Source organism: Corynebacterium sp. HMSC061H03 (genome assembly GCF_001838215.1).
GTDB classification, from domain to species: Bacteria; Actinomycetota; Actinomycetes; order Mycobacteriales; family Mycobacteriaceae; genus Corynebacterium; species Corynebacterium jeikeium_D.
On record NZ_KV836050.1, the window covers coordinates 143,832 to 157,120 of the forward strand.

9 protein-coding genes are annotated in these 13,289 nt (G+C 56.1%); 4 read left to right on the forward strand and 5 right to left on the reverse strand.

Annotated elements, in window-relative coordinates:
• The first annotated feature begins 174 nt into the window (after positions 1–174).
• On the forward strand, positions 175–657 hold the full coding sequence (nrdR, locus tag HMPREF2787_RS02130; protein ID WP_070858242.1) for a transcriptional regulator NrdR: 483 nt from the start codon (positions 175–177) through the stop codon (positions 655–657).
• Here nrdR and hrpA read toward each other — a convergent pair.
• The 3 genes from hrpA to HMPREF2787_RS02145 all read right to left on the reverse strand — a co-directional run bounded on the left by hrpA (position 654) and on the right by HMPREF2787_RS02145 (position 7,300).
• Positions 654–4,709 carry an ATP-dependent RNA helicase HrpA gene (hrpA, locus tag HMPREF2787_RS02135; RefSeq protein WP_083326626.1) on the reverse strand — a complete coding sequence of 1,352 codons (4,056 nt, stop codon included), beginning with the start codon at positions 4,707–4,709 and terminating at the stop codon, positions 654–656. The genes nrdR and hrpA overlap by 4 nt on opposite strands.
• A 94-nt stretch (positions 4,710–4,803) precedes the next feature.
• The gene (locus HMPREF2787_RS02140; protein ID WP_070858243.1) at positions 4,804–5,736 is read right to left on the reverse strand and encodes an oxygen-dependent tRNA uridine(34) hydroxylase TrhO; all 933 of its coding nucleotides are present in this window, start codon (positions 5,734–5,736) and stop codon (positions 4,804–4,806) included.
• A 61-nt stretch (positions 5,737–5,797) separates the two neighbouring features.
• Positions 5,798–7,300: a DUF1846 domain-containing protein gene (locus HMPREF2787_RS02145; protein WP_070858244.1), complete on the reverse strand. Its 1,503-nt coding sequence runs from the start codon at positions 7,298–7,300 to the stop codon at positions 5,798–5,800.
• Positions 7,301–7,517: 217 nt separating this feature from the next.
• Between HMPREF2787_RS02145 and HMPREF2787_RS02150 the strand changes: the two genes are divergently transcribed.
• On the forward strand, positions 7,518–9,620 hold the full coding sequence (locus tag HMPREF2787_RS02150) for a neutral/alkaline non-lysosomal ceramidase N-terminal domain-containing protein (RefSeq protein WP_070858245.1): 2,103 nt from the start codon (positions 7,518–7,520) through the stop codon (positions 9,618–9,620).
• Between the two features lie 142 nt (positions 9,621–9,762).
• Positions 9,763–10,980 (forward strand): hypothetical protein, encoded by a 1,218-nt coding sequence (locus HMPREF2787_RS02155; RefSeq protein WP_070858246.1) that lies wholly within the window; start codon positions 9,763–9,765, stop codon positions 10,978–10,980.
• A gap of 127 nt (positions 10,981–11,107) precedes the next feature.
• Here HMPREF2787_RS02155 and HMPREF2787_RS02160 read toward each other — a convergent pair whose 3' ends face one another.
• Both HMPREF2787_RS02160 and HMPREF2787_RS02165 read right to left on the reverse strand, forming a co-directional pair.
• Complete coding sequence (locus HMPREF2787_RS02160) at positions 11,108–11,632, reverse strand: alkylhydroperoxidase, AhpD family (protein ID WP_070858247.1); 525 nt, start codon at positions 11,630–11,632, stop codon at positions 11,108–11,110.
• 5 nt (positions 11,633–11,637) lie between these two features.
• Entirely contained in the window at positions 11,638–12,234 is a 597-nt protein-coding gene (locus HMPREF2787_RS02165; protein WP_016422637.1) for a peroxiredoxin, read from the reverse strand.
• Between the two features lie 106 nt (positions 12,235–12,340).
• On the opposite strand from HMPREF2787_RS02165, the gene HMPREF2787_RS02170 reads away from it, so the two are divergent.
• A complete protein-coding gene (locus HMPREF2787_RS02170) occupies positions 12,341–13,273 on the forward strand; it encodes a hydrogen peroxide-inducible genes activator (protein WP_070858248.1) in 933 nt (310 codons plus the stop codon).
• Positions 13,274–13,289 lie beyond the last annotated feature (16 nt).

Consider the following 13,289-nt stretch of genomic DNA (forward strand, 5'->3'; position numbering starts at 1 on the left):
GATGGCGGTATGGGCTCTAGGGCTTGGTGCTTTTTTCGGAGTTTTCGGCAGCATGGTCTATGAACAGGGACAAAGTCAGGCAGACGAAAGCACCTTTACGTCTACGTACGCTTCCTACTCCGCGCAATAATCATTCCGGTTTCCGGCGTTGGGGTTGGACGTAGACTGGAGACCGTGTATTGCCAGTTTTGTCATTATGATCAGACACGAGTCTTGGACTCACGGTTGATAGATAACGGTATGGGGATTCGTCGTCGGAGGGAATGCCTGAATTGCGGCAAACGTTTTTCTACGATTGAACGCTCGCAGCTGATGGTCGTTAAACGGGATGGAATCCCTGAGGAGTTCAACCGCGAAAAGGTTATCCAGGGTGTTCGACGTGCGTGCCAGGGGCGCGAAGTATCAGAGTCTCAGCTGAAGAAGCTTGCACAAAAAGTGGAGGAGAGTCTCCGCGAGAAAGGCACGCCCCGGGTGGACTCAAACGATATCGGCCTTGCCATCCTTGAGCCGCTGAAAGAATTGGACGAAGTTGGTTATCTCCGCTTCGCTTCAGTGTACAAATCCTTTTCCTCCGCCGACGATTTCGCGCAGGAGATTGCCAGCATGCGGAAGGGGAAAGGACCGCAGGTAGATGGCAGCGAGGTTAAAAAGAACTAACGCAGTTTATCCACACGCTTCTTTACTCGGGTTAGGGATACGCTCTGGGCGGTACCCAAGCGTTGGGCGAAAAGGCTGACACGCAGTTCTTGGATGAGCCACTGAATATCCCGTACCTCCGCGGAATTCGAACGTGCCTTAGGCAGCTGCTGAAGCTTTGTCGCCAAGTATTCGCGGGCCTCAGTCACCTCATCTTCACGTTCGGCATCACGGTCCGGGTCACGGTTCATTTCGTCAAGTCGAATCTCCATTGCTTGGAGATAACGTGGCAAATGGCGTAGGTGCTTCCAACCGTGTCTTGCCACAGCGCCCTTAGGGAACATGAACTCCAGCTGGCGACGCATATCGTCAATGGCATCGCCTTCCCACTTGTTTAGCTGATTCACCACCGAGACATAGCGGGGCATCGCCTGGGCAATGCCGACGACCAATTGGCGCACCTCTGAGGCGACCCCAGAACGAACGTGTTCGAGTAGCTTGTCAAATTCTTTCGGATCGCGGACCGGGCCACCGGCAGCCATCATACGGTCGCGAATCACGGCGACACGGCAGTCCTCGACAAGCCCATCGGCGCCCCCATGTGGCCATGCGTCCACGCCAACACGTTGCTGGAGTGGAAGCCCCTTAGTCATTTGTGCACCGTTTACTGGGCAATCCCGCAATAACATCGTCAAATTTGTGGTCGCCAACTCTGCCTCTGCCTGCGCCTTAGTCGGTTTGACCTCGATGGCCACGCCATCCTTGGTGGCCACCAGCGTCGGATACATCGTGACGGACTGACCGTCGACAGTACTTTTGACCGTTTCGGAGACGGAGCCCAAGTTGTCTGAAGTCCACTTTTTCACAGCTTCGCGAGCTGCAGACTTCGAACGTTTCGACACAGCAGTTGAGACCGTCGTGGCATGCTTGTCTCGAAGCGCAGCAAGATCCCGGCTCTGATCGACAATCTTTCCATGGCGGTCTACCACCGCGTAGTTAAAGCGCAAGTGTGCTGGTAGCTTCGAGGGGGCAAAGTCTGCACCATTGATGCCCGAGCCTCCGAGTCGTCGTAAAGCATCGGCAAAAATATCGACGAAGCGGCCTGAGTACGGAGCCATCGTCTCCAGCGCGCGGCGTGCGAAATCCGGGGCAGGGACAACGGACTTCCGCAGTGCCTTCGGCAGAGTGCGAATGTAGGCTTCTGCGAGCTCAGCGCGAAGACCTGGCACCTGCCAGTCGAAGCCATCTTCACGCAGACCTGCCAGGAGAGGAACGGGGACACGGAGCGTCACACCGTCATCAGGGGCGCCCGGTTCGAATTTATAGGACAGTGAGAAATCGACCGAGCCTTGCTGCCACATTTCGGGGAAGGCGTTGTCATCGATGTCTCCGGCTTCGGGGTTGAGCAGCTTATTGGGATCAAAGTCCAGTAGATTCGACTGCTTGGGCTTAGTTTTCTTCCACCAGCGGTCAAAATTGGCGGCCGTGGTGATTGAGGCGGGCAGCTTGGAGTCGTAGAAGGCGTAGAGCACGTCGTCATCGACGACAATGCCGCGGGAACGCTGCTTTTCCTCGATCTTCTCGGCTTCGGCAAGTTTGTCCTGGTTGTTCTTGAAGAACTCGTGATGTGTGTTCCACTCGCCGTCGACAAGCGCAGAGCGAATGAAGATCGAGCGGGCGGCGTCGGCATCGACTCGGTGATATGGCACCAGGCGATCAACCACCACAGGCACGCCGTAGAGCGTCGACTTCTGGTAAGCCATCGCTGCACCGCGCTTAGTCGACCAGTGAGGCTCTGAGTACTGGTGCTTGAGCAGATGAGGGGCTACCTTCTCTACCCACTGCGGCTGAATCGTGCCCACGTTGCGCGCAAAAGTGCGCGAGGTTTCGACGATTTCCGCAGCCATCACCCAGCGAGGCGGCTTCTTTGCCAACGCGGACGAGGGGTGAATGAGGAACTTAGTATTCCGAGTGCCGGTGAACTCCTTACCTTCGCCCTCACGAGTGCCAATCATGGACAACAGTCCCGGGAGCAGAGACTTGGCAACCTCATCGGGATTGTCAACGCCACTAGTTGAGCTGCGCGCCGACAGGCTCCAGCCCAGCTCAGCAGTTGCCTGATGAAGCTGACGCACCAAATCCTGCCATTCGCGAACACGCAGATAGTGGAGGTACTCGCGTTTGCACATCTTGCGGAACTGGTTACCGCTGAGCTCGCGGCGCTTTTCCTCCAGATACTCCCAGAGCTTTAGCAGGGAGTTGAAGTCGCTGGTGGTGTCCTTAAAACGGGCATGTAGCTGATCTGCCTGAGCCTGGAACTCCAGCGGACGTTCGCGGACATCCTGCAGAGACAACGCGGCGACAATGACGGTTACCGCCCCAAGAGTGGTGTTCTCGTACCCTTCAACCAGCATGCGGGCAAGACGCGGGTCAACTGGGATCCGCGCAATCTGTCGGCCAATGTCCGTCAGCTCGGGGACGCCGGAGTTGGGGCCAGAGCCTGATTCACGTCCTCCTCCAGACCCCGATTTGGTGGTAATAGCCTGAAGCTCCGTGAGCAGGTTTATGCCATCGCGGACTGCCTTGTGCTCTGGTGGCTGGACAAAGGGGAATTCCTCAATCGCGCCAAGCCGCAGCGAAATCATTTGCAGTACAACCGAAGCGAGATTGGTGCGCAGAATCTCCGGATCCGTAAACTCGGGGCGAGAGAGAAAATCCTCTTCGCTGTAGAGACGAATCGCCACACCATCAGCCACACGACCACAGCGTCCGGAGCGCTGATTCGCGGATGCCTGGCTGATGTCCTCAACCGGCAGGCGCTGAACTTTTGTCCGGGTGGAGTAGCGCGAAATGCGTGCTGTGCCAGTATCGACGACGTACTCGATACCCGGTACTGTCAGCGACGTTTCCGCAATGTTGGTCGCCAGCACAATGCGACGCCCAGAATGCGGAGTGAAGATCCGATGCTGCTCTGCATTAGATAGCCGACCGAATAGTGGAACGGCTTCTACACCCTTCCAATGCTTGCCCTCGATGGCTTCGGCAGCTTCTCGGATCTCTCGCTCACCCGAAAAGAACACCAGGATATCGCCGTCACCAAGCCGCATCAGCTCTTCACACGCAGCGATAACACCATCGATCTGCTCAATGGCGACTTCCTTTTCCTGCCCATTCTTCGCAACAACATTCCGCACCAGCGGGCGATAGCGGATTTCCACCGGGTAGGTGCGCCCTGACACCTCGATGATGGGCGCAGAATGCTCGTCGTCAGGCGCGAAATGACGAGCGAACCGCTCGGGGTCAATCGTCGCCGAAGTGATAATAATCTTCAGATCTGGGCGCTGCGGCAGAATATGCTTTAAATATCCCAGCAGGAAGTCGATGTTGAGGCTGCGTTCGTGCGCCTCATCGATGATGATGGTGTCGTATTCACGGAGCAGCCGGTCGCGGCCAATTTCGGCCAGCAGGATACCGTCGGTCATCAGTTTGATACAGGTATCCTTGCCCACGCGGTCATCAAAACGCACGGCATAACCGACATGCTGTCCAATCTTTTCGCCCAGCTCATGGGCGATGCGCTCCGCTACGGAACGCGCCGCAATACGACGTGGCTGAGTGTGACCAATCTTGCCCCGCACGCCGCGACCCAGTTCGAGGCATATCTTCGGGATCTGCGTAGTCTTACCAGAGCCGGTCTCACCAGCGATAATGACGACTTGATTATTTTCAATTGCCTCTGCAATGTCGTCGCGGCGCGCGGACACCGGCAACTGGGCAGGGTAGGTGATGCGAGGAATCGCTTTACGACGATCTTCTAACCGCTCCAGCGCAAAGTTTAGGTCTGCAGAGATTGCAGACAGCGCCTTCGGCGCGGATGCTCGCTTTAGCCGGCGCCGGAAGGACTGGGCTTCCCGAATCGGCAATTGATCAGCGAGCTGGTAGAGCTCTTTTTTGCGCGTGTCCTTAGCAGGCTTGCCAGAGCGCTGCGGCTTGGCGGAATTGCGGTGGCCGGAGTGGTGGTTTCCCGACTGGGCACGTGGAGCTGGTTTATCAGAACGGCTAGGAGTAGTCATGGTTGCCTACTAGATTAGCTGTGTCTTGGCAGACAACCCACATCTGTGCTGATTGAGAGGCGCTTGAGATAGTCCGATGGCAGCTCGGAGCGCCCTAGTTCGCAGCTGCTAGCCCCTCGGCAACTTCCTTGCAGTCCTCGCGCCCACAGTGCTGTGTCTCGGTGTGCTCCCAGCAGTCATCGCAGATAAGCACCTGACGACGGCAGGTATCTTCGTTGATGCAGTTCTGGAAGGTGTTCGTGGGCTTGCCGCAGTGGACGCAGTGCCCGAGCTGTACGTAGTCCTCGTCCTCGATGCCATCGCCAAACTCCATATGCATGCGCTTGTCGAAGACATAGAGAGAGCCTTCCCACAGACCCTTATTGCCAAACTTTTCGCCATAGCGGACAATACCGCCGTCGATTTGGTAGACCTCCTCGAAACCGCGGTTCTTCATAAGCGCGGAGAGGATTTCGCAGCGGATACCGCCGGTGCAGTAGGAGATAACGGGCTTGTCCTTCATCCAGTCGTACTTGCCGGATTCCAGTTCGTCGATGAAGTCGTGCGTGGTCTTTACGTCCGGGACGACGGCGTTTTTAAACTTGCCAATCTCGGCTTCCATTGCGTTGCGGCCATCGAAGAAGATGACATCGTCGCCGCGTTCTTCGACCAGTTTATTGACCTCTTCTGGCTTCAAATGTGTGCCGCCGCCAATGACACCATCGGTATCGACTTTTAGCTCACCGGGAGCGCCGAAAGCGACAATTTCGTCGCGGACCTTGACGGAGAGTTTTGGAAAATCATCAGCGCCGCCTTCGCTCCATTTGAACTGCATGGAGTGAAAAGCGGGGTACTGCTTGGTTTTCTTGATGTACTTCTTACAGGCATCGAGATCACCGCCGACGGTGCCATTGATGCCGTGCTCAGACACCAGAATGCGGCCCTTGAGCCCTAACGACTCGCAAAGATCGCGCTGCCACAACATGATGGCACGCGGATCGGACAGCGGGGCGAACTGGTAGTACAGAAGAATCTTGCTGATGCTCACGGGGACTATTCTAGTCTGCTCTCCCAGTTATCCTATTTTCGGCGTGAGCTGCTGGTCTGGTTTAGTGCTTCTGATAGAGAGCCTTCTTCTGGTACTTGGGCTCCGAAGTAACTAGGACACCGAGGTTACGGAAAATTGTTTCGTCCACGCTGCCCAGAATGGTGGTGGTGTGGACATCGCAGTTTCGAAGGTTCTTCAGTTCGGCGAGGGCTGCGCGGGCATCGTCGCTGGTGGCCGCCGACACGGAAAGGGCGATGAGGACCTCGTCGGTATGCAAGCGGGGGTTGCGGCTGCCCAGGTGATGCGTCTTAAGCGTTTGAATTGGCTCAATCGCAGCAGGGGAGAGCAAGTGCAAGTCCGGGTCGATATTGGCGAGCTTCTTGAGAGCGTTGAGGAGCATTGCTGCTGAGCATCCGAGCAGTTCAGAGGTCTTGCCAGTGATGATTGTGCCGTCGTGCAATTCGATTGCGCTGCCCGGTGCCCCGGTAGATTTCTCAACTTCAAGAGCTGGTGCTACGACTCGGCGGGCAGCTGTCGACACGTTGGCCTTGCTCATAATCATGGCAATGCGCTGCGACACTTCGTCATCTGCACTGTTCTTATGTTCGTCGACAAGAGCCTTGTAGTAACGGCGAACGATTTCCTGGTTGGATGCCTCTCGGCACACTTCGTCATTGTCGATACAGTAACCGGCCATATTGACGCCCATGTCGGTCGGTGACTTGTACGGTGACTCGCCCGCGAGCTTCTCCAACAGAGTGCGCAGCAGTGGGAAGACCTCGACATCGCGGTTATAGCTGGTGACCTTGGTGTCATAGGCGGCCAAATGAAAAGGGTCGATGAGATTGATGTCATCGAGATCAGCCGTTGCCGCCTCGTAGGCCAGATTTACCGGGTGTTCGAGCGCCAGGTTCCAGATAGGGAAGGTCTCAAACTTCGCGTAACCGGAACGAATCCCGTGTTTGTGGTCGTGGTAAATCTGCGATAGGCAGGTCGCCAGTTTTCCGGATCCTGGGCCCGGCGCTGTGACGACGACCAAGTCCCGTGTCGTCTGCGCCCACTCGTTGATTCCAAAGCCAGTCTCGCTGACAATCTTCTCGGTATTCGTCGGATAGCCCTCGATAGTGCGATGGCGGATTACGTTCAATCCGAGTCGTTGCAGGCGCGCGATGAAATTGTTCGCCAAGGTGTTGTCGTCGGAAAGCTGCGTGACGACGACGCTGCCGACTACAAACCCGCGTTCACGAAAGACATCGACGAGGCGTAGCACATCATCTTCGTAGGTGATGTCGAGGTCAGCGCGGACCTTGTGACGCTCCAAATCCTTGGCATTGATGCACACCATGATTTCCAAATCGTCCTTGAGGCGATCGAGCATAGCGATTTTATTGTCAGGTGTGAAGCCGGGGAGGACACGCGAGGCATGCATGTCATCAAATAGCTTTCCTCCCATTTCGAGATAGAGCTTGCCGCCTTCACCTGCGATGTCTGCGCGCCGTTTCTTAATGTGAGCGGATTGCATTTCGATGTACTTCTCGCGGTTAAAACCGACAGCCTGAGCCATGGTGCCCTTTCTGAAGTTGTGTCTACGGGGAGCGCGCTAGCGATTGCAAAATTCTACTGTGTCCATCGTAGTGATACCGCATCGCGAATGTGGTAACGGTTACTGGTATCTCGGGGAAAATTTTTGGAGAGTTTGGCTTATTAGGCCACGCGTCGGGAATCGTCTGATTAAAGTCCAAAGTATTGCTATCCAAAAAGAAATATGAAGAGGATGTGACATGCTCGATCCCCAGATGGCATCGTCGCCGAATTCGGCAGAACCAACCGCACGCACCCCGTACCAAGTGGGGAGGCGAGGCTTCCTCGTCGGTGCAACGGCAGTATCTGCTGCGACTATGATGCCCGCCGTAAGTGGTGCACCGAAGGCAAGCGCCGTTCCTGCAAACGGGGCTTCTGCAGCCTCGGGGAACTCGAGTACCAATTTGAATGTCGGTCGAGGAATGGCCGACATGACCGGCGAACCACTCGGTGCTGGCATGAACGGGTATGCGGTCATGGATCAGACCACCTCGGGTCTGCGTCTGCGCCAGATGGCACGTGCTTTCATTTTCGGCGATGATAACGACAACCGCGTCGTCCACGTCACCGCAGATATGGGGCTCATGTTCCAGTCCATCCAGATGGAAGTTCTGCGGCGTCTTCGGGCTCTCTTCGGAGACCTCTACCATGAGGGCAATGTGCTTATCTGCGCATCTCACACGCACGTTGCGCCGGGCGGTACATCGGGCCACCTTATGGTCGATCTAACTACTCTCGGATTCCGTCCCGTTACCTTCGAAGCTGTAGTCGTCGGTGTGGTCAAGGCTATTGAACGTGCACACGCCGATTATCAGCCGTCGACTATCCACTTGACTAAGGGGATTGCCAAGGACGCGGGTGTCAACCGTTCCCTGCAGGCATTCAAGCGTAACCCTGAAGAAGAACTGCGTCGCTTCCCCGAGGGAGTGAACCCGGAAAGCCATACGCTACATGTCAGTCGGGGTGGTCGCGAAGTCGGCTTCATTAACTGGTACGGAATTCATCCGACCACCTTCGGCCCCGAGCACACCATCATCGACGGCGACAACAAGGGCTACGCAGCTTGGAAAGTCGAGGTTGACCATGGGGTCACTCACCGTGAGCCGGCCGATGCTCCCTTCGTTGCCGCATTCACCATGTCCTGCCCGGGTGACATCAGCCCGAACATGGGGCTCGTGCCAAATTCGGGCCCAGGCAACGGAGACGAAGCAGAGTCCGCCCGCATTCTGGGACAGCGTCAGATTGACGCGACCCAAGGCCAGACCATTGCACTGCCAGGAGGCGGCATCTCCACCGTCCACAAGTGGGTCAACCTTGGCGATGTCGACATCGACGGCCAATTCACTCCCGATGGCCAGCCACACCGCACTGGACCTGCAATCCTAGGTGCAGCCTTTGCCGCCAGTAGCCAGGAAGACGGCGGCGGCGAACCCGCCCTAGGTTTCAACGAGGGCGAGCGTGGAGGCACACCGTGGGTACGTCAGCTCAACAACGTCGTACTTCCGAAAAACATCCGAGAGATTCAGGGCGAGAAAGAATGTCTGCTACCCGTCGGCTACATCGATGGTCTTCTCCAGCAGACCCACATGTTCTCCATCACCCGGATCGGTGGCTTCACCTTGATTACCAACGGCCTTGAACCCACCACGATGTCGGGTTATCGCATGCGTCAACACGTCGCTGAAGTCCTCGGTGTTCCAATCGACACTGTCATCTGCCAGGGCTACACCAACAGCTATGGACACTATGTCGTTACCCCAGAGGAATACGATCAGCAGGACTACGAGGGCGGCGCAACCGCTTTCGGCAAGTACACGCTCAGTGCGATGATCTCCATCTATCACGATCTCGCTCACGCGCTTGCCGACGGCATGGCTGTCGATCCGGGAAGCGCTGCAGGCGATCTCACTGGCATCATCCCGCCTTCGCCAGCAGGAGGAAAAATTATCGATTCCGCGCCAATCGGAAAGAATTTTGGTGACGTGCTTGAATCCACAGCAAGCGTGACGGTAGGGCAGAAGGCCGTTGCTCAATTCGTCGCGGCAAACCCAAACAACGACTTGCGACTGGAAGACGGCTACCTACTTATCAAGAACGACCGCGGTGAGATTGTCTCCGACGACTGGGACCAGGCAACTGTCATTGAATTTGCCAAGGACGGTATTTACACCACCGCCAAGGTCACTTGGGAGACCGCGGGAGTCGCGCCGGGCAAGTATGACATCATCGTGCGTGGTAGCGCGTTGGGCGTCGGTGATACGCTGGCCCCATTCGAGGGAGTCGCCGCGGTGGAGCTCGTGTAGGAACCTCCAATTAAGTGCGTCCATGCGCACAATGTGACTTATACTTCGGCCTTTAAAAACTCATCAATGGCTTGTCTCACGTATAGTCCGTTGTGCGCATTATTTGTATGTATCCGTCAATTTGGCAGGAGCAATTTGCTTCATGAGTACCCCAAACGATCCATATAGCAACAACGATCCTTACGGTGACGGCAGCCGGGACAATGAGTCCAATAACTATGACTCCCAGAGTCACGGTTTTCCCAACAATGGTTCGCAGGACTACAACCCTTACGGGTTCGATTCGGACGCACAACATGGCCCGCGTGGACCAGAGGATTCGCCACAGTGGAATCAGGCTTACGGCCGTGAACAGGCTTATGGCGAAATTCCTTCTTATGGAACTGGCGAGTCGCACGATAGTTACGGCGGGCAACCCTATGGTGCAGGCTCGAGCTATTGGCAGCAACCGGCAGGTGGGAATCCTGCAGCCGGCGCGCTTGCTCCAGGTGTCAACATGCCCGGAGGGGACGAGCCACCGGTGAAGCCGGTGGCACAAGGGCCGACGAAGGTCGACATTGGAAGTGCCTTTTCCGCGGCGTTTCGTAGTCTAAACAGCAATTTTGCGTCCTGGCTTGGCATCATGCTGACGTTCTTCGCCGTACTAGTCGCCCTAATTGTTGGCGCAGCGGCAATTCTCTTTGCATCTGGTGACTTCGATCCGGACTTTGAGCCGAACTATCCAGGCGATGTTCCGTTTGAGGATTTAGGATCAATGTTCGCGACTCTCGGCGCGATGGCACTCCTATTTGCCGTGGGCATGTTCGCGATGCAGGCATTTATGCTGCGCGGTGCATTCGAAGCTATCGATGGGCGAGTGCCGAGCTACGGTACTTTTTTCCGTGTAAACCGGTGGGGATCTCTGATTGGCGCCTACATTGTCACGTTCCTGGTGGGACTGCTCGCCATGCTTCCGGGGATGGTGCTCTTCATCGCTGGAGTATCCCTGTCCGCCAACGGTAGTGAAGCTGCCGCGGCGATGATTCCGCTGGGCTACTTGGTCTTGTTGCTGACGTCGATTTTTATCATGCCAATTACAGCGACTATGCCACTACTTGTTTTCGATGGTCGAGCAACAGCACTTGAGGCTCCGGTCGTCGCATGGCGCTTGGTGAAGCCTCAGTATTGGACGATGCTCGTTGCATTCATTCTGACGTCGATTGTTTCTTCCGCAGGCGCAATGCTCTTCTATATCGGTATGTTGTACACAGTCCCGCTTGCTCTCCTCGTGCAAGTACATATCTATCGCCAGCTCATCGGTGGCCGTCGAGTAGTTAATGAAGCCCAGGAGAATCCGGGTTACTACCCGCCACAGCAGTAGCCAAAAACGAACAAGAAATAGCGCCCAAGGAACCGGTACAAATTAGTTCCTTGGACGCTCTTTCATTAGCAGGTAATCCTGCCGGGGAGCGTTCGGCTATCAAAAGCCGAACCTATGCTCCGAATATTTAGCGGGTAGCCTCAGCGAAGACAGCCTGTGCAACACCAGAGACGGTGCCTGCAATCTTCACAGCTTCCCAGACCTGCTCCTTGGTCAGACCAGCATCGCGGACGACCTTTGCGTGAGAAGTCACGCAAGCTTCACAGCCGTTGATGGCAGAAACTGCCAGAGACCACAGCTCGAAGTCTTCCTTCTCGACACCCGGATTGGAGATGATGTTCATGCGCAGGCCGAACTTGACCTGTGCGTAGTCATCACCGAGCATGTGGCGAGTGCGGTAAGCAACGTTGTTCATGCCCATAACGGTGGCCGCACCAAGCGCAGACTCGAAAGCCTCGGCAGACAGGTGCTCCTTGGCTTCCTCAGCAATCTCGGAGAGAACGGTCTCGTTGCGGGTTGCAGCAGCGGATGCAAGCAGGGTACCCCACAGCTGCTGCTCGGAGAGTTCCGTAGAACGGGTAAGAGTGCCAAGGTTCAGCTTCATGTCCTTGGCGTACCCCGGTAGACCGGAACGAAGGTTATCGATGCTCATATGAGTTACTTCAGCTCCTGCTTCAGAACGTCCATCTTGTCGATGTTCTTGGTCGGGTCATTCTTCTGCCAGTTACATGCGCAGACCTCTTCAGACTGAAGAGCGTCGAGAACACGCAGAACCTCGTCAACGTTACGGCCGACAGCGTCCGGGGTAACGGAGACGAACTGAATGATGCCGTCCGGGTCAATGATGAAGGTTGCGCGGTCTGCAACACCGTCAGCGTTCTCGACGCCGAGTGCACGCATCAGGTCGTGGCGGATGTCGGAGAACATCGGGAACGGGATGTCCAGCAGTTCCTCGTGGGTTGCACGCCAGTTGAAGTGCGAGAACTCGTTGTCGCCAGAGCCGCCGAGAATAACGGTGTCGCGGTCTTCGAATTCCTCGTTCAGCTTGCCGAATGCAGCAATCTCAGTCGGGCAGACAAAGGTGAAGTCCTTCGGGTAGAAGAAGACGACCTTCCACTTACCCTCGTAGGACTCATTGGTTACCTGCTCGAAGTAGTCATCCGGGGAAGAAGCGTTTGCATCACGCAGGTTGCCGCCCTTGAGAGCGGTCAGAGAAAACTCGGGGAACTTGTCGCCAACAGTCAAAATTGCCATGGAATCCTCCTGAATGTATTCCTTTTTGGGGTCACACGCCATTATGCCTATGGGTTCCCGAACCGTCAAGAGGAAAAAGTTAATAAGCTCGTGTAGGCTTATAGGTATGCGTAATAGAGATTATCGGCCCACTTTGCCTCAGTTACGTGCCTTTGTCGCGATTGCCGATACCGGTCACTTCGGTCAAGCCGCTGCCCGCCTCGGCATTTCACAGCCCAGCCTGTCACAAGCGCTTTCCACCCTTGAACAGGGACTGGGGGTGCAGCTTGTAGAGCGTTCGACTCGCCGAGTGCTGGTGACGCCACTCGGTCGCGGACTGATTCCATATGCACGCCAAGCATCTGAAATTGTTGACGAGATCGTTGCTCGCGCCTCTGGCCGTACAGATGATTTGTCCGGCCCACTATCCATTGGTGTTATCCCCACGGTTGCTCCATACGTGCTGCCCAACTTCCTCCAGTTGGTTCGTGACGAGCTGCCAGATCTAAAGCCTAGGATCGTCGAAGAGCCGACCGAGCGCCTCATCGAATCACTTCGCTCCGGCACCATTGATGCAGCCATCATGGCACTGCCGTCCGATGTGCCTTCCTTTGAAGAGATTTACCTCTACGACGAGGAGTTCTACATCGTCGTGCCAGAGGATCATCCGCTGGCAGGTAAGGAAGACGTAAAGCTTGAGGCGATCAGGGACTTGGACTTGCTCCTGCTTGACGACGGTCATTGCCTGCGTGATCAAGTGTTGGATATTTGTCGCAAGGTCGATGCTGTTCACGGTGAGATCTCCAGCTTGGAAACACGGGCGGCTTCTCTATCGACCGTCGTGCAGTGTGTTGCCGGTGGGTTGGGGCAGTCGCTTGTACCGGAATCGGCTGTCAAGATTGAGGCCGACCGTCCCGGCCTGGCTGTTGCGCGATTCGAAGGTCCGGCACGACCGGGACGCACCATTGGACTGGTTCACCGCGCATCATCGGTACGCGGCGGCGAGTTCAATCGAATCGCCGAACTGGTACGGCAGGCATACATAGACGCTGTCGCCTAAAGCTCTCTTGGCGCAA

Excerpts from the sequence above, each read along its gene's own strand:
- HMPREF2787_RS02160 (WP_070858247.1), bottom strand. The coding sequence starts at position 11,632 with ATGAGCATCGATAACCTTCGTTCCGGTCTACCGGGGTACGCCAAGGAC.
- HMPREF2787_RS02165 (WP_016422637.1), bottom strand. The coding sequence starts at position 12,234 with ATGGCAATTTTGACTGTTGGCGACAAGTTCCCCGAGTTTTCTCTGACC.
- HMPREF2787_RS02155 (WP_070858246.1), top strand. The coding sequence starts at position 9,763 with ATGAGTACCCCAAACGATCCATATAGCAACAACGATCCTTACGGTGAC.
- HMPREF2787_RS02150 (WP_070858245.1), top strand. The coding sequence starts at position 7,518 with ATGCTCGATCCCCAGATGGCATCGTCGCCGAATTCGGCAGAACCAACC.
- hrpA (WP_083326626.1), bottom strand. The coding sequence starts at position 4,709 with ATGACTACTCCTAGCCGTTCTGATAAACCAGCTCCACGTGCCCAGTCG.
- HMPREF2787_RS02170 (WP_070858248.1), top strand. The coding sequence starts at position 12,341 with ATGCGTAATAGAGATTATCGGCCCACTTTGCCTCAGTTACGTGCCTTT.
- HMPREF2787_RS02145 (WP_070858244.1), bottom strand. The coding sequence starts at position 7,300 with ATGGCTCAGGCTGTCGGTTTTAACCGCGAGAAGTACATCGAAATGCAA.